This is a genomic window from Kitasatospora sp. NPDC047058 (assembly GCF_040643935.1).
Classification (GTDB): domain Bacteria; phylum Actinomycetota; class Actinomycetes; order Streptomycetales; family Streptomycetaceae; genus Kitasatospora.
Genome location: NZ_JBEYVJ010000015.1, coordinates 1 through 18,446 on the forward strand (window position 1 = coordinate 1; position 18,446 = coordinate 18,446).

General features: G+C 75.1%; 11 protein-coding genes. 6 read left to right on the plus strand and 5 right to left on the minus strand.

Translation table 11 applies throughout. The annotated features are described in order from the left end of the window. Window positions 1-154: 154 nt before the first annotated feature. Window positions 155-1,171, plus strand: a complete 1,017-nt coding sequence (locus ABZ885_RS03835; RefSeq protein ID WP_360183031.1) for a 3-oxoacyl-[acyl-carrier-protein] synthase III C-terminal domain-containing protein — start codon at window positions 155-157, stop codon at window positions 1,169-1,171. 51 nt (window positions 1,172-1,222) lie between these two features. Here ABZ885_RS03835 and ABZ885_RS03840 read toward each other — a convergent pair whose 3' ends face one another. After that, entirely contained in the window at window positions 1,223-4,561 is a 3,339-nt protein-coding gene (locus ABZ885_RS03840) for a BTAD domain-containing putative transcriptional regulator (RefSeq protein ID WP_360183033.1), read from the minus strand. Window positions 4,562-4,720: 159 nt separating this feature from the next. On the opposite strand from ABZ885_RS03840, the gene ABZ885_RS03845 reads away from it, so the two are divergent. Then, entirely contained in the window at window positions 4,721-5,854 is a 1,134-nt protein-coding gene (locus ABZ885_RS03845) for an alkene reductase (RefSeq protein WP_360183035.1), read from the plus strand. A 134-nt stretch (window positions 5,855-5,988) separates the two neighbouring features. Here the strand turns inward: ABZ885_RS03845 and ABZ885_RS03850 are convergent, their stop codons facing one another. Genes ABZ885_RS03850 through ABZ885_RS03865 form a run of 4 tightly spaced genes read right to left on the minus strand, consistent with a single transcriptional unit; the run spans window position 5,989 to window position 14,086 of the window. Next, window positions 5,989-7,221: a TIGR02679 family protein gene (locus ABZ885_RS03850; protein ID WP_360183037.1), complete on the minus strand. Its 1,233-nt coding sequence runs from the start codon at window positions 7,219-7,221 to the stop codon at window positions 5,989-5,991. Then, complete coding sequence (locus ABZ885_RS03855; RefSeq protein WP_360183039.1) at window positions 7,218-11,306, minus strand: TIGR02680 family protein; 4,089 nt, start codon at window positions 11,304-11,306, stop codon at window positions 7,218-7,220. Before ABZ885_RS03855 ends, ABZ885_RS03850 begins: the two co-directional genes overlap by 4 nt. 16 nt (window positions 11,307-11,322) lie before the next feature. Beyond that, window positions 11,323-12,537, minus strand: coding sequence for a TIGR02678 family protein (locus ABZ885_RS03860; RefSeq protein WP_360183041.1), 1,215 nt, complete (start codon window positions 12,535-12,537; stop codon window positions 11,323-11,325). A 34-nt stretch (window positions 12,538-12,571) separates the two neighbouring features. Continuing rightward, window positions 12,572-14,086, minus strand: coding sequence for a TIGR02677 family protein (locus tag ABZ885_RS03865; RefSeq protein WP_360183043.1), 1,515 nt, complete (start codon window positions 14,084-14,086; stop codon window positions 12,572-12,574). Between the two features lie 248 nt (window positions 14,087-14,334). Between ABZ885_RS03865 and ABZ885_RS03870 the strand changes: the two genes are divergently transcribed. From ABZ885_RS03870 to ABZ885_RS03885, 4 genes are all read left to right on the plus strand, one after another. Continuing rightward, window positions 14,335-15,402: a polyprenyl synthetase family protein gene (locus tag ABZ885_RS03870; protein ID WP_360183097.1), complete on the plus strand. Its 1,068-nt coding sequence runs from the start codon at window positions 14,335-14,337 to the stop codon at window positions 15,400-15,402. 253 nt (window positions 15,403-15,655) lie between these two features. Further along, window positions 15,656-16,390, plus strand: a complete 735-nt coding sequence (locus tag ABZ885_RS03875; protein ID WP_360183045.1) for a DUF899 domain-containing protein — start codon at window positions 15,656-15,658, stop codon at window positions 16,388-16,390. A 204-nt stretch (window positions 16,391-16,594) separates the two neighbouring features. After that, window positions 16,595-17,986 (plus strand): BTAD domain-containing putative transcriptional regulator, encoded by a 1,392-nt coding sequence (locus ABZ885_RS03880; RefSeq protein ID WP_360183047.1) that lies wholly within the window; start codon window positions 16,595-16,597, stop codon window positions 17,984-17,986. 133 nt (window positions 17,987-18,119) lie between these two features. Then, window positions 18,120-18,386: a hypothetical protein gene (locus ABZ885_RS03885; protein ID WP_360183049.1), complete on the plus strand. Its 267-nt coding sequence runs from the start codon at window positions 18,120-18,122 to the stop codon at window positions 18,384-18,386. Window positions 18,387-18,446 lie beyond the last annotated feature (60 nt).

Here is an 18,446-nt window from a genome sequence, read left to right on the forward strand (position 1 = left end):
GCACCTACTGGGACCTCTTCTACGCGGGGCACACGGTGGAGATGGCCAACCTCAAGGCGATCCTGGAGCACCGGCACCGCCATGGCCTGCCGGTGAGCGTGCCGCCGCGGTCGGCGGCCGCCGCCGCGGAGCCGGGCGCGGGGGCGGGGGCCGAGTGAAGACCGTCAGTCTCACCGACGTCTCCGGGCACCTGCCCGGGGAACCGGTGCCCGCCGCGTTCTACACCGGCCGGCCGGGGGCGGAGGACAGGCTCAGGGACAGCCCGATGTTCCGCGTCCCGGCGCTGCGGCACCATGTCGCCGGGGAGAGCAACGTGGACCTGGTGGAACAGGCCGTCCAGCCGCTGATCGAGCGGCACGGCCGGGCCGAGATCCGTGCGGTGGACGTCCTGCTGGTGCACAGCCAGCTGCCGGACAGCCCGTTCGTCGGAGCCGGCACCGAGGTCGCCCGCCGGCTCGGCCTCAACCCGTCCTGGCTGGTCGACGTGGCCAACGCGGGCTGCGCCTCCTTCGTGCACATGCTGGAACTGGCCGGGCAGATCCTCCGCACCACCGAGGCGAGGACGGCGCTGATCTGCAACGCGCAGACCGCCGCCGGGCAGCTCTTCACCCAGTCCGAGGTGCGCCGGCTCGCCCAGGCCGCGATCCCCGGGGACGGCTGCGGAGTCGGCTACCTCACCACGTCGGCGGCCTCGCCGGTGCTGGCCGTGGCCGGCCGCCACATCGGCGCTCACGGCGGCGACATGACCGCCGTCCTGGAGGACGGCCGGCGGTACTGGGAACCGGGGCGGTCCCAGCTGCGGATCGGCTTCACCGAGGAGAGCGTCGACACCGTCCTCGAACGCGGCAACCGGCTGGTGCCCGACCTGGTCTCCGAGGTCTGCGCGCGGATCGGCGTCCCCACCGCGGAGATCGACCTGCTGGTCACCAACCAGCCCAACCGCACCTTCCTGGGGAACTGGCGGCGGTCGCTCGGACTCCCGCCCGAGCGGCACCCCGACACCTTCGACCAGTGCGGCAACCTCTTCGGTGCCGCCATCCCCGTCACCCTGGACCGGGCGCTGCGCTCCGGCCAGGTGAAGGACGGCGACCTGGTGGTGCTGGGCGGCTTCGCCCACGCCGGCGACTACGCGGGCGCGGCCGCCGTCCGCTGGGGCGGCGGCACCGCCTGACGGTGCCAGGCGGAACGCGCCGTCCGCGCGGACGTTCGGACGCCGTGTCGTTCAGGATGCGGTGGCGGTGCGGACGGCGACCGGGAGGGGGAGGGACGCACCCTCCTCGAAGGCCGCGGCGAAGCGGGCCGCGCCGAGGGCGGTGCGAACCGCGGAGCCGATCCGGTCCACGTCCGCGCGTTCGCCGGGAGGAAGCGGGCCGCCGGTGCTTCGTCGGGCGGCGTCCGCGGCGCCGAGGAGCAGCGCCGCGCGGGTGGCCGCGGACGTGCCGCCGCCGGCCGCGGCCGCACCGGCCGTGCCTTCCAGGGAGAGGGCGAGGGCGCGCGGCTCGGCCAGCTGCCGGGCGTGGGCCAGGCCGCGTGCCTGGTGGGCGGCGGCCTGCACGGGCAGGCCGCGGAGTTCGGCGACGAAGCCGAGTTCCACCTCGATCAGGTGCTTTCCCGCGGTCGACGACGGGTAGTCGTCCCGCATCGCCGTGAGGTGGCGTTCCGCGTCGTCGAGGTCACCGGCGCGGCGCGCGCCGAGGGCCAGGCCCATGACGGCGAACACCTCACCGAAGAGATGACCCTGCTCGACGGCCGCTCGGCGGGCCCGCTCGTGGAGCAGCCGGGCCCGCTCCCAGTCGCCGGTGAGGAGCGCGAGGCGGCCGAGGCCCGCCAGGCAGGCGGAGGCTTCCACGGCCAGGCCGAGCTGCTCGGCGAGGCGCAGCCCGGCCGTGTGGCGGGATTCGGCGTCGGCGTAGTCGCCCTCGATCTCGGCGAGCGCGGCGAGGGGCGGCACGGTCTGCAACTCGCCCCATTCGTCGCCGAGTTCGCGGAAGTCTGCGGCGGCCGTGCGGCCGTCGCGGCGGGCTGCCGCCAGGTCGCCGGTGGCCAGCGCGGTCCGGGCCAGCAGGGCGTGCACCGCGGCGGTGCCCCAGCGGTCGCCGGCGGAGGCGCAGTGGTCGAGGGCGCGGGCGCCGACAGCACCCGCCGCGACCGGGTCACCGGCGTGGTGGAGGCCGTAGGCGAACAGCCACAGGGCCCGGCCGCGCCGGACGGGGTCGACGATGTCCGCCTCGGGGCAGTCCCCCACGGGCGGACGGTGGCCGGTGAGCATGGCGAACGCGGCGTGCAGGATGTGGAGTTCGGCGGCGGCCGGAGCGGAGGCCGGAGCTGAAGCAGCGCCCGAGGCGGACGCGGGTGCGGCGGCCGGATGGCGGGTGACGGCGTCCAGGACGGCGGCGAGGGCGCGTCGGGCCTCGTGGAGGCGGCCGCGCAGCAGCCACCAGGGGCACAGGGCTGCGGCCATGCGGGCGGCGCCGTCCGGGTCGCCGGTGCGCACGAGGTGGTCGAGCGCGGCGCGGATGTTGGCGGCCTCCGCATCCAGGCCGACGAGTTGGCGGCGCTGTCCCGGCCCGCGCAGGGAGACGTCGGCCTGTTCGGCCAGGTCGCGAAAGTACGCGGCGTGGCGGGCCGCGGTGGCCGAGGACTCCCCCGCCTCGTGGAGCCGGTCGCGGGCGTAGGCGGCGACGGATTCGAGCAGGCCGTAGCGCGGGCCGTCGCCGGTGTGCGAGGCCTCGACGAGCGAGCGGTCGACCAGCCGGCCGACCAGGTCGAGGACGTCGTCAGGGGTGAGGTCGTGCGAGGCACACACCGCCTCGGCCGCTTGCAGGGAGCAGCCGCCGACGGGGACGGCCAGCCGCCGCAGGACGGCCTGCTCGGACGCGGTGAGCAGGTCCCAGCTCCAGTCGATCACCGCGCGCAGGGTCTGTTGCCGGGCCGGGAGACCGCGCTGCCCGGAACCGAGGACCCGGAAACGGTCGCCGATGCGGGCTGCCAGCTCCTGCACGCCCATGGCCCGCACGCGGGTGGCCGCGAGTTCCAGGGCGAGCGGGATGCCGTCCAGGCGGTGGCAGATCTCGGCGATGGCGGCCCGCGTCCCGTCGTCTCCCGTTCCTTCGGGCCGCGCCTCGGCATCTCCCGATCCTCCGGGCCGCGTCCCGTCACCGGCAGGCGGGACGAACCCGGGCGCGGCCGCGGCGGCCCGTTCGGCGAACAGCTGCGCGGCGGCCACCGGGTCGAGCGGGGCGACGGGGAACACCGCCTCGCCGGGCAGCCGCAGCGACTCCCGGCTGGTGGCGAGGACTTTCAGCCCCGGTGCCCCGTCCAGCAGCGTCGCGACGAGGTCGGCGGCCGGCTCGATCACGTGTTCGCAGTTGTCGAGGACGAGCAGGGCCCGGCGGTCGCGCAGGACGGCGGCCAGCGCGGGGAGGGGGTCGGCCGCGGGCGCAGCCTGTCCGGCGGTCTGGCGGATGCCGAGCGCCGCGGCCACCGCCTGGGCGAGGTCGGCGGCGTCGGCGGGCAGGGCCGCGAGCTCGACGAGCCGCACCCCGTCCGGTGCGCCGCCTCCGGGATCGTCCGCGAGGCGGTGTGCGAGGGCCAGCGCGAGCCGGGTCTTGCCCACTCCCCCGGGGCCGGTGAGCGTGACCAGACGCTCGGTACGGACGAGACGGGCGAGGGCGTCCAGTGCGGGGCCGCGCCCGACGAGCGTGGTCCGCGGGGCGGGCAGGTTCGTGTGGCGGAACGCGCCCGGATCCGGGTCGCGGACGGCGGCCGCGCCGGGGGGCTCGTCGAGCGGGCGGGCCGGGACCGGACGGACGTCCGGCACGGCGGCGGGCAGCAGGGCGGCGTCCTGTCGCAGGATCGCCTCGTGCAACGCCGCCAGTTCGGGGCTCGGGTCGAGACCCAGCTCGTCGACGAGCAGCGCCCGCAGCTCGCCGTACGCGGCGACGGCCTCGCTCTGCCGGCCGGCCCGGTACAGGGCCCGCATCTGTACGGCGCGCAGGCGCTCCCGCAGGGGGTGGCGGTCCACCAGTTCGGCCACCTCGCCGAGCAGCAGCGGATCGCCGAGGTCCAGTCGGGCCTCCGCCAGTTCCTCGACGACGGCGAGCCGTTCCTCGGCCAGCCGCTGGGCGGCCGGGCGGACGAACTCCTCGTCGGCGAAGTCGGCGTACGGGCGGCCGCGCCACAGGTCCAGCGCCTGCGTGAGTGCGGCCGCCCGGGCGCGGACGTCGGTCTCGCCGCGGGCCTGTTCCGCCAGGGCCCGGAAGCGGGCGTCGTCGACCTCGGTGGCGCCGTCGAGACGGATCCGGTACCCGGCCGGCTGGTGGGTCACCCGGTCGCGGCCGATCGCCCGCCGCAGTTGGGAGACCTTGGCCTGGAGCGCGTTGGCGGGGTTGGCGGGCGCGGCGTCCCCCCAGATGTCGTCGACGAGGCGGTCGGGCGGCACCGGCCGGCCCTCGTGCAGCAACAGGTCGGCCAGCAGGGCGCGCACCTTGGTCTCGGGCACCCGCACGGGCCTGTCGTCGTCGTCCCACACTGCCAGCGGGCCGAGCACCCCGAACCTCATGGGGCCCACCCTACACATGATGATCATCGACTGATCGGTCCGGACTGCCGTCGGACCGTCAGCAGAGCATCAGCAGAGCCGAAGCGGGCTGCGGGATCGTCGGATCAGCCGGCCGGACGGCCCGGCAGACACCACCACGGACGACGAAGGAGCACGATCATGAGCACGCACACCGCGGTTACGGCGGCCACGGACACCGAGGCGGCCGGCACGGAGTCCCCGCTGTTCCAGCCCACCCGCCTGGGCGCCCTCCGGCTGACGAACCGCCTCGTGATGGCCCCCATGACGCGCAACCGCGCGGGCGCCGACGGCGTACCGGAGCCGATCATGGCCACCTACTACGCCCAGCGCGCGTCCGCCGGGCTGATCATCGCCGAGGCCACGACGCCGAACGCGGTGGGCGCCACGTACCCCAACATCCCGGCGATGCACGACGATTCGCACGTGGCCGGGTGGCGCCGCGTCACCGACGCCGTCCGGGCGGCGGGCGGGCAGATGTTCCTCCAGCTGCAGCACGGAGGCCGGGTCGGGCACCCCGAGACCAGCGGGCACCACCCGCTCGCCCCGTCACCGGTGCCGTTGCCCGGCACGATCGTCACCCCGTCCGGGCACCGGGAGAACGTCGTGCCGCGCGAGATGACCGAGCAGGAGATCCGCGCCACCGTGGCCGACTTCGCCGCCGCGGCGCGCCGGGCGGTGGCCGCCGGCTTCGCGGGGGTCGAGGTCCACGCCGCGAACGGGTACCTGCTCCACCAGTTCCTCTCCCACCACACCAACCACCGCACCGACGGCTACGGCGGGACGGTCGCCAACCGCATCCGCTTCACCGTCGAGGTGGTCCGCGCGGTCGTCGAGGCGATCGGCGCCGAACGGGTCGGGGTACGCATCGCCCCCGGCGTCACCGCCAACGACATGGCGGAGGACGACGTCGACGAGGTCTACCCGGCACTCCTCCGGGAGCTCGACGGGCTGGGCCCGGCCTACCTGCACGTCGTCTTCGCCGACCCGGACCAGCCGCTCTTCCGCACCCTGCGAAACGCCTGGTCCGGCCGGCTGATCGCGAATCCGGCCCTTCCCTGGCCCGGCCCGCTGCCCGCCGACGGCGGCCGCGCCGCCGCCGAGCGCCTGCTCGACGCGGGCGCCGACCTGGTCTCCCTCGGCCGCTCCTTCCTGGCCAACCCCGACCTGGTCACCCGGCTGCGCACCGGGGCGCCGCTCAACCCGATCCGGGACGCGCACCTGATGTACGTGGGCGGCGAGACCGGCTACACCGACTACCCGGCCCTCGGCTGAAGCCACCCACCGGGCGGGGAACGGCCGGCCGCCGGCCCGCGCCCGGTCGGCCGGCGGCGCCGGGGCGGGCCACCCGGGCGAGGTTCCGTCCAGGCATCGGCCTGTTCGCAGAACCTCACCTCGTGCCGGCGCTGTCACTCCTGCTCGTGCCGATGGCCTGCCAAGTCGTCGAGCAGCAGGTCGGCGACCACCTCCTCGACCACGGCGATGCGCCGTTCGGCCATCGCGTCGACGAGTGCCCCGTCCCACGGTGCGGGTGTGAGGCGCCCGGGATCGGGGGCTGCGGGAACCCGGGCCGCGGCGGTCCGGTAGTCCTCGGATGCCATGCGCCACGGGACGGCTCCGGTCTTGGCGAGGACGTGGGCCGCGATGCGGATGCCCTCGCCGTCGAAGTCGCCGTGGTAGCGCAGGGAGGCTCCCTCGTCGGCGAGTCGGCGCAGCAGGTGGATCACGGCGGTGTTGGGCCAGCCGGAGGTACAGACGAGCGGCGGGCAACGGGGGCCGAAGCGGCGTAGGGCCAGGGCCGGCACGCTGGGGTTCTCGGTGACGTGCACCGGTCCTGCGGGGCCGGTGAACCCGCCGGGTGAACGGAGTTGGGCGAGGGTGAGGCCGACGGGGTGACCTGCTTCGGCGCAGATCCGGGAGATCCTGGCGACCGGGCCGTCTCCTCCGGGGCGGAGACCGACGGCGAGCACGGTGGCGGACAGGTCGTCGTCCGCCACGCCGGCCCGGCTCCAGAGTGCGCGTCGCCCCTCGGCGGCGTCCGGCATGTCCGTGCCGTACAGCACCGCCAGGGCGCGCAGGACGAGAGAGGACAGCCGGGTGCCGTCGTCGAGGGCGTGGGAGTCGCCGTCGAGGAGGCGGGCGGCGAGGACCGGCAGGGGCTCGCCGCCGGCCGGGAGTGCGGCAAGGACGGTCAGTGCGGCGGTCAGGAGGCCCCGGGTCCGGTCGGGTGACCCGTCGACGAGGCCGTTGGTCCGCAGGTGGCCGGCCCATTCCAGGAGAACGGGCTGGGCGGTGACCACCTCATGGCCGGCCAGCCACCGCCACAGGGCGTCGCGCTCACCGGTCCTGCGTTCGCGCTCGGCGGCGCGGTCGGGGATCGGGCCGAGGATCGCGGTCACCACCTCCCGGACGGGCCGGCCGCAGGCGTCCAGCACGGCGCCGTCGAGGCCGGCGAGCGGGATCGTCGGTTCGGCGCCGGGGAGCCGGTCGAGTCCGAGGAGGTCGGCCAGGGCCTCCCGGCCGGCGTCGTCGAGCGGTCCGGACCTCACCCGGCTGACGGGCCGGCCGGTCGAGAGGCGGTCGTGGACGGCCGACCAGAGGGGCCGGAGTTCGGGGACGTCGAGGGGGTGGCGGTCCGTCATGCCGGTCCGTCCGCGCCGGCGTCGTCGGGCACGAGGTCGGTGCCCGTCCAGGTGAAGCGGGCGCTGGTGACGGCGTCGTCGCCGTCGCCTCCGGTGATCAGCTGGTGGACGGCGATGCCGGAGAGCTCCCGGTAGGTGCACCACTCGTGGTCCGACGTGAGCACCAGGTCGAGGTCGAGTGCCGCGAGGAGGGCGAAGACCTGCCCGCGGTTGACGGTGTCGACGCCGACGAAGACCTCGTCGAGGAGGATCAGCCGCGGGGCCTCCGGCACCGCCTCGTAGTGGGCCGCCACGGCGGCGAAGAGCGGGAGGTGGAGGGCGATGGCCTTCTCGCCGCCCGACAGCGCGCCGTGGAGCTTCTTGGTGAGCAGTTGCCACCCGGAGCCGTTGGCACGGTCCAGCTTGACGACGAACTGGTGCCAGGCCGTGTAGTCGAGGACCTCGGCGAGCTGCTCCTCCCACGTGGCGGCCGTGTTGCGGGTCTTGGCCTCCTCGATGCGGCCGCGGAAGAACGCGTGCAACGCCTCGCGGTCGGCCTCGGTGATCCGGGCCGGGTCCTTGAGCAGCAGTTCACGGGCCGTCCGGGTGCCGGCGGGCAGGTCGGGGTGGATCTGCCACACCAGGCGGACGGCCACCCGTGAGGCGGTGCGAACCCGTTCGAGGTGGCCGTTCATCCGCTCGACGAGCTCACCGGCCTGGCGGATGCGGGAGGCGAGGTGGCGGCGGGTGTCGCCGGTGAGGGTCCGGTCGAAGAGACCGCGTTCGGCGGCCGTGATGTCGTCCTGGCTGCGGTCACGGTCGCCGGTGAGGATGGAGAGCAGGCTGCTCGCCCCGACCCGGATGCCGTCGACGGTGGCGGTGAGGACGTGGATGTCCGCCTCGGCTTCGAGTTCGAGGTCGGCACGGCTGCTGAGGCTCTGGCGGGCGCGGTGCACGGCTTCGGAGAGACGGTTCAGGGCGTCGCCGAGGTTCCTGGTCCCGTGCGGCAGGCCGGGCCACGTGGCAGCGGTCTCGCGCGCCGCCTCGAGGGTGGCCCGGGTGCCGTCCGCGGAGGTGAGGACGACGCCGAGGCCCGCGTCCTCGGGGAATCCGAGGACGCAGAGGCGCCGGAAGGCGCGGGCGGCCTCGTTGCGGGCCGTCACGGCGTCGTCGCGCCGGGCCGCGTCCTGGGCCGTGGTGGCGCTCAGCGCGCCGATCCTGCCTTCCAGGACGAGGAGCGCCCGGGTGCCGGTGTCGATCTCGCGGCGGGTCCGGCCGGAGGCCTGCCGCAGGTCGCTGATCCGGTCGGCCACCTGCCGGTAGTCCTCGCCGACGGTGCTCTCGACGGCCTGCAGCGTCGACCGGAGCCCCCGGGCGGTGGCCTCGGCGTCCTCGGCCTCGTCCAGGCTCTCGGCTGCCGCGCCCCGGGACGTCTCGGCGTGGCTGCGGGCGGTGTCCCAGGCGTGCTGGGCGGCCGTCCACGCGAGGTGGGAGTCGAGCCAGACGTCGGCCTGCTCGCGCAGTGCGTCGACCGCCGTAGTGGTCGCTTCCAGAGCGGCGCGTTCGGTCGGCAGGGCGTGCTCGGCCGACGCGACGGCGAGTGCGCGCAGCGCGGCCGCGACCGTGCCCTCCTGCCGTGCGAGCCGTTCGACGGCTTCGCGGACGGCGTCCTCGCGGGCGCCCACCTCCGACTCGGACCGCTCCCAGGCGTGCCTGGCCTGGTCCACCTCCCGGTGGTGCGGCCGGGAGCGGAGGTCCGCGCCGAGGCGCGCCCGGCGGTCGGCGAGGGTGCGCAGGCGTGCCTCGAAACCGGTGACGGCGGCGTCCGCCTCGGCCAGTTCTGCGGTGAGTTCGGCGATCCTCCTCCGCCTGGTGCGTTCCCGGGCCGCTGCTCCGATGTGGCTGGACTCCTCCTTGGTCCAGGAGCCGACCGCCGCCGCCAGCCGCCAGCTTCCGTCGGCCGCCACGGCGGCCGGGTGGCCCGCGGGGAGTGTGCGGCCGTAGGCGATGCCGGCGAGCAGCCGTTGCACCTGACCGGCCGGCACCGGGCCGTCGGGTTCGGGCGACAGGACGTCGAGCAGCGAGGGGCCCGGTGCGGGCACGGCCGAGGCCGGGTCGGCCAGGGTGTCGTGGCCGTCGACGACGACGCCGCCGTCGGGGGTCATCCAGGCGTCCAGCAGGCCGGCCGCTTCCAGGGCCGCCTCGACGCCCGCCTGGTCGGCCGGCGGCACGTCCGGCCGGAACGCCAGCAGCCGCCACAGTGGCGCTCCCGGCAGGGCCGACCGGTCGGCCGTGCGGGTGCGGGGCGGGACCGGCGGGAGATCGGCCGCGGCCGCGGTGCGTTCCAGCTCCTCGGCGCACCGGTCCCGCGCGGCGCGGGCGTCGTCCCGGCCGGCGCGCACGGTCGTCTCGCCGGCGGTGATCGTGCTCTCCGCCGCACGGGCGGCGGCCTCGACCAGCGCGAGAACGTCGGTCTCGACGGCGGCGCGGGAGGCGAGTTCCTCGGCGTCGCCGATGTTCAGCTCGGTGCAGTCGGCCGTCGCCCACCGGCGGAGCAGGCCGGCGTGGGCGTCGACGGCGGACTCGTAGGTGCGGGCGTTGCCGTCGCGGCGCGCGGTCACCTCGGCCAGCCGCTCGCGCGCCGTGTCGAGGTGGTGCTCGGCCGTGGTCCGGTCCGCGACGGAACGCTCGTGGTGTTCGAGCGCCGTGCGGACCTGGGCGATCTGGCCGTGCCGGGAGGCGACCGCACCGCGCAGCAGGCGTCGTGCGGTGCGCCCCTGTTCCCCGAGGTCTCCCGACGGACCCGGTGTGGTGCCGAGCACCGTCTGCACCTCGGTGCAGAGCGACTCCATGGCCGCCCGGCGCGCCGCGGCCCGGGTGTCCTCCCGGGCGGCGCGGGTGTGCTCGGCGCGCTGCTCGGCACGCAGCCTCGCCCCGTCGGCGCGCTCGGCGTCCTCGGTGGCCGCGTGGACCTTCCGGTCGGCGGCGGCACGGATGCGGGCGGCGGTCTGGGCAGCGTGGTCGGCCCTGCGGCGCAGCTGGTCGAGTTCCTGGCCCTGCCGGTAGACCTCGGAGTCGAGCAGCCCCTCGATGGCGCCGTCGATCTCCTGCCGCCGGTGTTCGAGCTCCTCCTTCGCCTCCCTGCCCTCCGCGCGCTGACGCAGGGCTGCGGCGTGCTCCTCCTCGCTCTCCCGGGCGATGCGGGTGAGGTTGTCCATCTCGGTCGTCGCCGAGATGAGCGCCGCCGCCCCGGCGCGCAGGACGCGCTGGGCGTAGCCCCGTTGCTGGTTCGCGACGGCGGTGGCCGCGGCCACCTCGTCGTCCAGGGTCTTCAGGTGTTCGCGCTGGCGGTCGAGGCGTTCGAATCCCTCGGCCAGTTCGGTGATCTCGCCCTGGCCGAGCGGGGGCAGGGCCCGGGACAGCAGGGAGGACAGCAGTGAAGGATCAAGGCGCTCGGAGAGCTTGGGGGTGCGGAGCTGGAGCAGGGCGGTGATCAGGGCGTCGTAGCGCTGCTCGCTCAGCCCGGGGAAGAGCGTGCTGCGGACCGTGGTGCGGTAGTCGGCCGGTGATCCGTGCAGTTCGCCCCGGCCCTGCAGGGCTTCGGCCAGGGCCGCGCGGGTGAGCGGCTGGCCCGCGTCGTTGACCAGGGCGAGGCCGCCGGGGCGGTCGATCCGCGCGCTGGTGGTGAAGTAGTCGGCGGTGACACCGGGGGTGTGCACGCTGGCCTGGAGTCTGGCACCGCAGGTGAACCGGACGGGGTCGCCGCCGCCGCCGTGGACGAACTCCAGCCAGACGTAACCGACGCGGGTCTTGCCGGAGGCGCCCTCGCCCATCAGGTTCCAGTGCATCGTGCGCTCGGAGCCGCCGAAGGTGGAGAGCCGGTTGGGGCGCAGGCTGGCGTCGAGCAGGAACGGCAGCAGCACCTCCAGCGCCTTGGACTTGCCGGTGCCGTTCTGCCCCCGCAGGAGCAGCCGGCCCTCGTGGAAGGTGAAGGTCTCGTCGTAGTAGCGCCAGACGTTGAGGATGCCGGCCCTGGAGGGCTGCCACCGCGCCGCTGCCGCCGCCGTTCGGAACGCGGAGGACTGCGAGAGCTGGGTCACGGTCATCGGGAGTCCTCCCTGGTCAGGTTGCGGGGCCGTCGGTCACGGTGCTCCGGTACCGGAACGCCGCGGGCCGGGGAACGGTGCGGTCGCCGGTCCGGCGGGCCAGCCCGAATTCGCCGAGGACGCGGACGGCATCGGCCGAGAGGCGCTGGGCGCCGTCCTCCGACTGGTAGCTCTTCGCCCACTGGGGGAAGCGCCGCAGGAGTTCGCCCGCCTCGGCGGTGAGCTGTTCCGGTGTCAGCCCGCCCGGGGCGGCCGTCAGCGGTTCCAGCAGGAGCAGGGCGGCGACGCGGGCCGTCGCGGAGTCGTCCGGGAAGCGGCTGTCGGTGGCGATCCCGTCCGGGTCGACGAGCAGCAGGCCGTCGGCCCGTTCCTCCAGCACGAATCCGCCCTGCTCGGCGGCGCGCCGGACGATCTGGCGCCCGGTCGGCGAGGTGAGGTAGGCGAGTTCGTCGGCGCGGAGCTCGTCGTGGTGGAGGACCGGGTCGTCGAGGAGGCGGCGCAGCACCGTGTGCCGCAGCCGGAGGTTGCGCTGGGCGTCGGAGGCGTCGGCGCCGCCGTACCGGCTCTCGTGCACGGTGCCGCGCAGGAGTTCCTCGAAGCGCAGCGGCACCTCCTCCGCCGGCACGGCCAGCCGGGACGGCCCGACGGGTGCGGCGAGCAGGCGCATCAGTACGGTGGCGTCCACCCGGTAGAGCACCTTGGCCTGCGCCGAGTCGGCGAAGCTCTCCGTGACGCCGTCCACGGTGAGGAGCGCGCCGTAGGACTCCAGCAGTTTGAGGACGTCCACGAAGGCCATGCGCTCGGGCCTGCTCGCCGTGTCGAAGGGCGGCAGTGCCTCGTCGGTGGCGCAGGCCTGGACGACGCGGTCGGCGATCAGCCCGACCGTCGTCACCGGGACCGGGAGCAGCTCGGCCGCGACGACGCACAGCAGGGTGTAGCGGCGGCGGTCGAACGGCGCCTTGCCGGACCGCAGCCGGCGGGCGGGTCGCGAGCCGTCGGGGACGGTCCGGATCTTGAGCAGACGCGCGTACCCCAGGCGGGGCTCCACCACGAGCTGCCAGCCGCAGTTGTAGTCGAACCACTTCGTCAACGGGCCCTGCCGGCGGCGGATCAGCTCGAAGGCCGGCGGGTCGCCGCGCTCCGTGATCAGTGGCCGGCCGAGGAGCAGTCTGACGCCGCGGGCGACGTCCTGACGCTCGGCCAGGACCAGCTGATTGGCAAGAGTGCTCATGTGCCGCTCCTGGTGGTGGTCGCGCTCCACCCGCTCATGCGGTGTCCTCACGGGTGACCGCGCGCGGGGCTCCCGGACTGCGGATCTCCACCAGGACGTCGGGCCCTTCCAGCCGACCGCGGGAGGTCCGCAGGACGGCCCGCCCACCGCCGGGAAGCGGCCGGAGCACGATCTCGACGCGGCCGTCCGAGGTGACCGCCCGACGCGCTCCGCTGCCGTCCGGTCGCTCGGCGAGCGCCCGGCCGAGGAGGTCGAGCAGGCGCTCGAAGACGGCATGATCCAGCATGCCGAAGTCGGAGAGCCGCACCGGCCCGTCGGTGCCCAGGACGTCCCAGGCCGCTTCGAGTTCGGCCCGCTCCTTGCGGGCCCGTTCGGTCCGGGCGGCCTTGATCCCCCCGATGTCGCGCACCCTGCCGGTGCGGGTGAACCGCTCGGTGCGGCCGCTGGTGCGCAGCAGGGCCGACACCTCCACCGGCGGGGCCTCGGCCCAGCCGGCCGACGACGGCACCAGTTCCGGGTCGGGATGCGCGAGATGGGCGTGGCGGGCCGGGCCGAGACCGAAGGCGGCCGACCACAGCCGGTGCAGGTCGTCCTCGGCGGGCGCCGCGGCGAACCAGCGGGCGAGCTCGCGGAAGTCCTGGACGGCGCTGGACGAGCGGCGCCGTGACTCGGTGATCCGGTCGAGGACTTGGAGGAGCGTCACGATCGCGCGGCGCGCCACGTCGTGCAGCTGCTCCACCCGCGGTCGCGACCCGTCCGCCGGCCGGAACCAGGCCTGGAGCCCCTCCCAGCGCGCCCGTCGCCGCTCCAGCCAGGCCGGCGCGGGATCGCCGTCGGCGACCGGCGGCAGCTCGGCGCCCCGCAGCGCCCGCTCGTGCAACATCCCCACCCCGCGCTGCTCCAACCGCTCCACGGCAGAGGAGACCGACTGTCCTCGCTGGTCCAGGTTGACGAGGAACTCCTGGAGGTAGGCCACCGTCGCGGCCTTCACCTCGCGAAAGGTCGCCAGGTCGGCACCCTCGGCGCGCAGCAGGCGCTGCAACTCGCCGTTGAACGCCTTGGTGTTGGCCAGCAGCGCCTCCAGGTGGCCCTCCAGCTCCTGCAGCGTGGTGAAGACCCGCCGGTCCGAGGACGCCGGGTCGCCCAGCAGGACGTACAGCTCGTCGAGCCGGTCCGTGATCGCCTCCAGCACCGCCGTCTGCAGCGCACCGGTCGAGGCGAGCACGGACAGGGCGTGCTCGACCCCGGCGAACGCGGCCTCGCCGCGCCGGGTCAGCGAGTACTGGAGGTTGCGGCGCTCGTACTCCTCGGCGGTGCGGTAGTTCTCCGCGTGGTTCTGGACCACGTCCAGCAGCTGCCACTCCCTGAGCTTGTGCAGCGCGTCCCGGAGGTCGTCGTCGTGGACCGCATCGAGCCAGCCCACCGTCCGCAGCCGGGTGCGGACCTCGTCCAGCCCGAGCGCGGTCTCCAGCCGCTCGTTGGCCGCGCCGAAGGCCTGCAGGATCGCACCGTAGAGTTCGGCCCTGTCCCCCGTCGTGAACCGGAACATCTCCGGCGGCACCCTGTGCAACGGCTCCCCTCCCCTCCGTCGGACACCACAGTACGCGGACGCACCGACACCCGGCCTCGATCAACTCCCGATTCAGCCCGGTCCGGTGCGCGAGTCGCTCCAGCTGCTTCGTGACCACCCGGCGAGCGCGCCGACCGTCCGGGGACGTCGGCGGGAACCCGGCCACGCCCCGGCCGCGCGGGCGGGCCCGGGCGGATGAGAGGGTGGGCCCCGTGAACGAGACGATCATGGCAGCCGCCCGCGAACGGGTCGCCGGACACCGGCGCCGGTTCGACCTCCGTTTCGCGGCCTACTTCGCCGCCCTGCCGGAACGCCTCGACACCCCGCCGCTCAGCCGCTTCACCCCACGCTGCCTGGAACTGCTGCGGGAGCTGTCCCTGCGCGGCGGCAAGCGGCTGCGGGTCGCCCTGCTGTACGAGGCCGCCCGGCTGGTGACCACCGACCCGGTGCCCGGCCTGGCCGAGGCCGCGCTGAGCATCGAACTGCTCCAGACCCACGGGCTCGTCCACGACGACGTCATCGACGACTCGCCCCTGCGCCGCGGCGGCCCGTCCACCTACTACGCCTACCGCCAGGACTTCCCGGAGGCGGACCGCACCGCCCTCGGCCTGGCCGTCCTGGCCGGGGACCTCGCCGCCTTCCTCTCGATGCGGGTCCTGCTGGACGCGGACGTCCCCGCCGAGCTGCGCCAGGCGATGCTGGAGGTACAGCTCGACGCCGCCGCCGAGACGGTCACCGGCCAGATCGTCGACCTCGAACGCGACTTCCGGCCACTCCCGGACGAGGAGTTCCTGCACACCGTCTGCGAGTACAAGTCCACCCGGTACTCCGTGCTCGCCCCGCTGCGACTGGGGCTGCTCGCCGCGGGTGAGGACGTGGCCCGCCACGACGCACGGCTGCGCCGGTACGCGACCCTGGTCGGCATCGGCGGCCAGCTCCGCGACGACTACCTCGACCTGTTCGGCGACGACGGCAGCACCGGCAAGTCCACCGGCAGCGACCTCCGCGCGGGCCGCCGCAGCTACGCCGTGAGCGCCCTGCTCGCCGCCGCGGACGAGACGCAGCGGGCCGTGGTGGAGTCCGCGCTCGGTGACCCGCGCTGCCCCGCCGACACGGTCGAGCACCTCCGCGAGCTGGCCCGGCGGCTGGGCGTGGACGGGAAGCTCCGCTCCGACATGCGCCGCTGCGCCGATGCGGCCCGTACCGAGGCCCGGGGCTGGCGCCCGCACTGGCGCGAGGAGGCGGTGGCCTTCTTCGAGGGCCTGCCGCTGTCGAACGTGATCCCGGGCGGGTGAACGGAGGGCCCGGGCTCCGGTGGTCACCCGGTCAATCGGGAGCCCCTCCTGTGCACCTCCCTGCGCAGCCTCCGTCCGCCGCGTGATCACGCCTCCGAGCAGGCCGTTCGGCTTGCTCTCGAGGGCCCGCCGCCGCGCGCGTACGGTGGATGTACGGCCGGACGGGCAGCCGGTGGCAGGCCCTGCGGCCCGCCACTGCGGGTGACCGCACACCGCGCTGCGGCGTTCTGCTCCCCTACAGGAGGGAATGGCCATGCCCGAGCACAGGATCGGCACGCAGGAGGAGTTCGAGGCGGCCCGAGCGGAGCTGCTCGCGGAGGAGAAGAAGCTCACCCGGCGAAGCGACGAGCTCGCGCGGAAGCGGCGGGAGCTTCCCTGGGTGCCGGTCGAGAAGGACTACGGCTTCGAGACCGCGGGCGGGACCAAGTCGCTCGCGGACCTCTTCGGCGGACGCTCGCAGCTGCTCGTCTACCACTTCATGTTCGGCCCGCCCTACGAGGCCGGCTGCCCGGTCTGCTCCTCGATCGCGGACACCCTCAGCCCCAACGCGGTCCACCTGAAAGCCCGCGACGTGACGCTGATCTGCTCCTCGCGGGCGCCGATCGACAAGCTCCTCGCCTACCGGGAGCGGATGGGCTGGCGCTTCGACTGGGTCTCCAGCGGCGGCAGCGACTTCCACCGCGACCTCGGCTTCCAGTACACCGAGGAGGAGCTGGGGCCGTTCCTCGCGGGTGACATCCCGCCGACCGTGCGTCAGATGGCGGCGGCCTGCGGCACCGACGTGCTCGGATACGTCACCGAGGGACCCGGGCTGAGCGCCTACGCGCTCGCGAACGGCACCGTCCACCGGACGTACGTCACCACTGCGCGCGGCCTTGAACCGGCCATGGCCTACTACGGCCTCCTCGACCGGACCCCGATGGGCCGGCACGAGGAGGGCGAGGAGAGCCACTGGCTGCGCCGCCACGACGAGTACGGAAACGCCTGATCGGCCGGCCACCGCGCTCGACGGTCGATGGCGTGATATCGACCGGCCCCCTTGTCGGCGCATTCCGTCTCCGTAACATGACCGGATGTCGGATTCGATCGCGCAAGGAGGATCCCACTGGAGCTGCACTTCAGCACGCTCGGACCGCTCAGGGCCCGGCGCGGCGGTCGGGAGCTGCGGCTGAACCGGGCCCGGGACCGCGCGGTGCTCGCCGTCCTGCTCGCCCACGCCGGGCGGCCGGTACCCGTGGCGGAGATCATCGACGGCGTCTGGGGCGAGGAGGCGGACGAGGCGCCGAACCGGGCCAGGGGGCTGCCCCCCACCATGTACCGGCTGCGCAACACCCTGGCCGGCGAGGACGACACCGTCGAGGGTGGCAATGTCCTGCGCCACGTCGGCAAGGCGTACCGGCTGGACGTGGACCCGGCGAACATCGACCGCACGGTGTTCCTCGCCGAACTCGCCGCCGCCACCGCCGCCCGCCGGAACCGGCAGCCCGAGCGTGCCCACGCCCTGCTCACAGCCGCGCTCGGCCGGTGGTCCGCTCCGGTGGCCCTGGACGGCGTGCCGGGCCCGTTCGCCGAGCACGACCGCCGGATGCTGGCCGGGCGCCGGGAGGAGGCCCGGTCGGCCCGACTCGAACTCGACGTCGAACTCGGACTCGACGTCGGGCTCGACGTCGGGCTCGGACTCGACGTCGGGCTCGGACCGGCGCTCACGGCGGATCCCGGGCCGGAGCCGGCCGCCGTCGTCCCCCACGCGCTGGCGCTGGCCCGGGCCGGCCGCACCGAGCAGGCCCTCGCCCTGCTCGCCGGCTCCGCCCCCGGCGGTGAGGCGGCGGCCCTGGCGGCACGCCTCCGCGGCCGGGCCCCGGACCTGGCGAGCTGGACGCCCTGGGCCTCCCGGACCGCCCCGCGTCCGGTTCGCCGACCGTTCCAGCTCCCGCCGGACATCGCCGACTTCACCGGCCGAGCAGCCTTGCTGGCCGAGCTCGCCGCCGCCCTGGCCGCGCCGGGCCCGCGCTGGGTCACCGTCACCGGGCCGCCCGGCTGCGGCAAGAGCGCGCTCGCCGTACACGCCGCCCACCGGCTCGCCCCCGGCTATCCCGACGGTCAGCTCCACGCCGCCCTGGACGGGAGAGTCCCCGGCGCGGACCCGGCCGCCGTCCTGGCCGGCTTCGTGCGGGCCCTGGGCGTCGAGGAGCAGGCCGTCCCGCCCGGTCTCGCCGACCTGCGCACGCTCTACCTCCGGCTGCTCGCCGGACGGCGCGTCCTGGTGCTGCTCGACGGCGCCGTCGGTGCCGAGCAGGTCCGCCCGCTGCTGCCGGCCGAGCCCGGGAGCGCGGCTCTCGTCACCACCGGCCGACCGCTGCCCGGTGGACACACCGTCACCGTCGGCCCGATGACGCCCGACGAGGGGATCGAACTGTTGTCCCGCGCCGTGGGTCCCCGGCGTCTGGCCCGGGAACCGGACGCGGCCCGGGCCCTGGCCGCTGCGTGCGACCATCAGCCCCGCGCCCTGCGCCTGGCCGCGAGCCGTTTGGTGGGCCGTCCCGCCTGGCCTGTTTCCGCCCTCCTTTCGAACGCCCGCGCATAAGATCCGTCTGCGAATAAACGCCAGCGTTCATCCCTCGTCAACCGGCCCATCACAAAATCCCGTCGGCGGCCGTGACCACCGTCTGATCAGGCAGGCCACTCGGGACCACCAGCGATGGAAAGAGGACGAACAGATGAATGGGACCATCACACGCATCAGCCGCGCGTCGGCCGGCACCACCGCCGTCGTGATGGCCGCGACCGGCGTACCGGGGAACCCGCGGGCCGGCCTGAGCCCGTGGCGCCACGGGGACGTCCTGATCGGCAGCGCCTGCGGCAGTACCGTCCGGCGGCACCTGCCCGGCCGGACCCACGTCGGCGGCCGGCTCCACGGCGGGATCGCCGGCCCGGGTTCCACCGAGAGCCCCCATGTCGTCCGGCCGGCGCCGGAGGCCTGCTGAGCCCCCACACGCCATGCCCCCAGCGCTTCGCGGTCAGTCTCAGCCCGCTGCGCATCCCCA

Excerpts from the sequence above, each read along its gene's own strand:
- ABZ885_RS03845 (WP_360183035.1), top strand. The coding sequence starts at position 4,721 with ATGAGCACGCACACCGCGGTTACGGCGGCCACGGACACCGAGGCGGCC.
- ABZ885_RS03850 (WP_360183037.1), bottom strand. The coding sequence starts at position 7,221 with ATGACGGACCGCCACCCCCTCGACGTCCCCGAACTCCGGCCCCTCTGG.
- ABZ885_RS03860 (WP_360183041.1), bottom strand. The coding sequence starts at position 12,537 with ATGAGCACTCTTGCCAATCAGCTGGTCCTGGCCGAGCGTCAGGACGTC.
- ABZ885_RS03875 (WP_360183045.1), top strand. The coding sequence starts at position 15,656 with ATGCCCGAGCACAGGATCGGCACGCAGGAGGAGTTCGAGGCGGCCCGA.
- ABZ885_RS03855 (WP_360183039.1), bottom strand. The coding sequence starts at position 11,306 with ATGACCGTGACCCAGCTCTCGCAGTCCTCCGCGTTCCGAACGGCGGCG.
- ABZ885_RS03870 (WP_360183097.1), top strand. The coding sequence starts at position 14,335 with ATGGCAGCCGCCCGCGAACGGGTCGCCGGACACCGGCGCCGGTTCGAC.
- ABZ885_RS03865 (WP_360183043.1), bottom strand. The coding sequence starts at position 14,086 with ATGTTCCGGTTCACGACGGGGGACAGGGCCGAACTCTACGGTGCGATC.
- ABZ885_RS03840 (WP_360183033.1), bottom strand. The coding sequence starts at position 4,561 with ATGAGGTTCGGGGTGCTCGGCCCGCTGGCAGTGTGGGACGACGACGAC.
- ABZ885_RS03885 (WP_360183049.1), top strand. The coding sequence starts at position 18,120 with ATGAATGGGACCATCACACGCATCAGCCGCGCGTCGGCCGGCACCACC.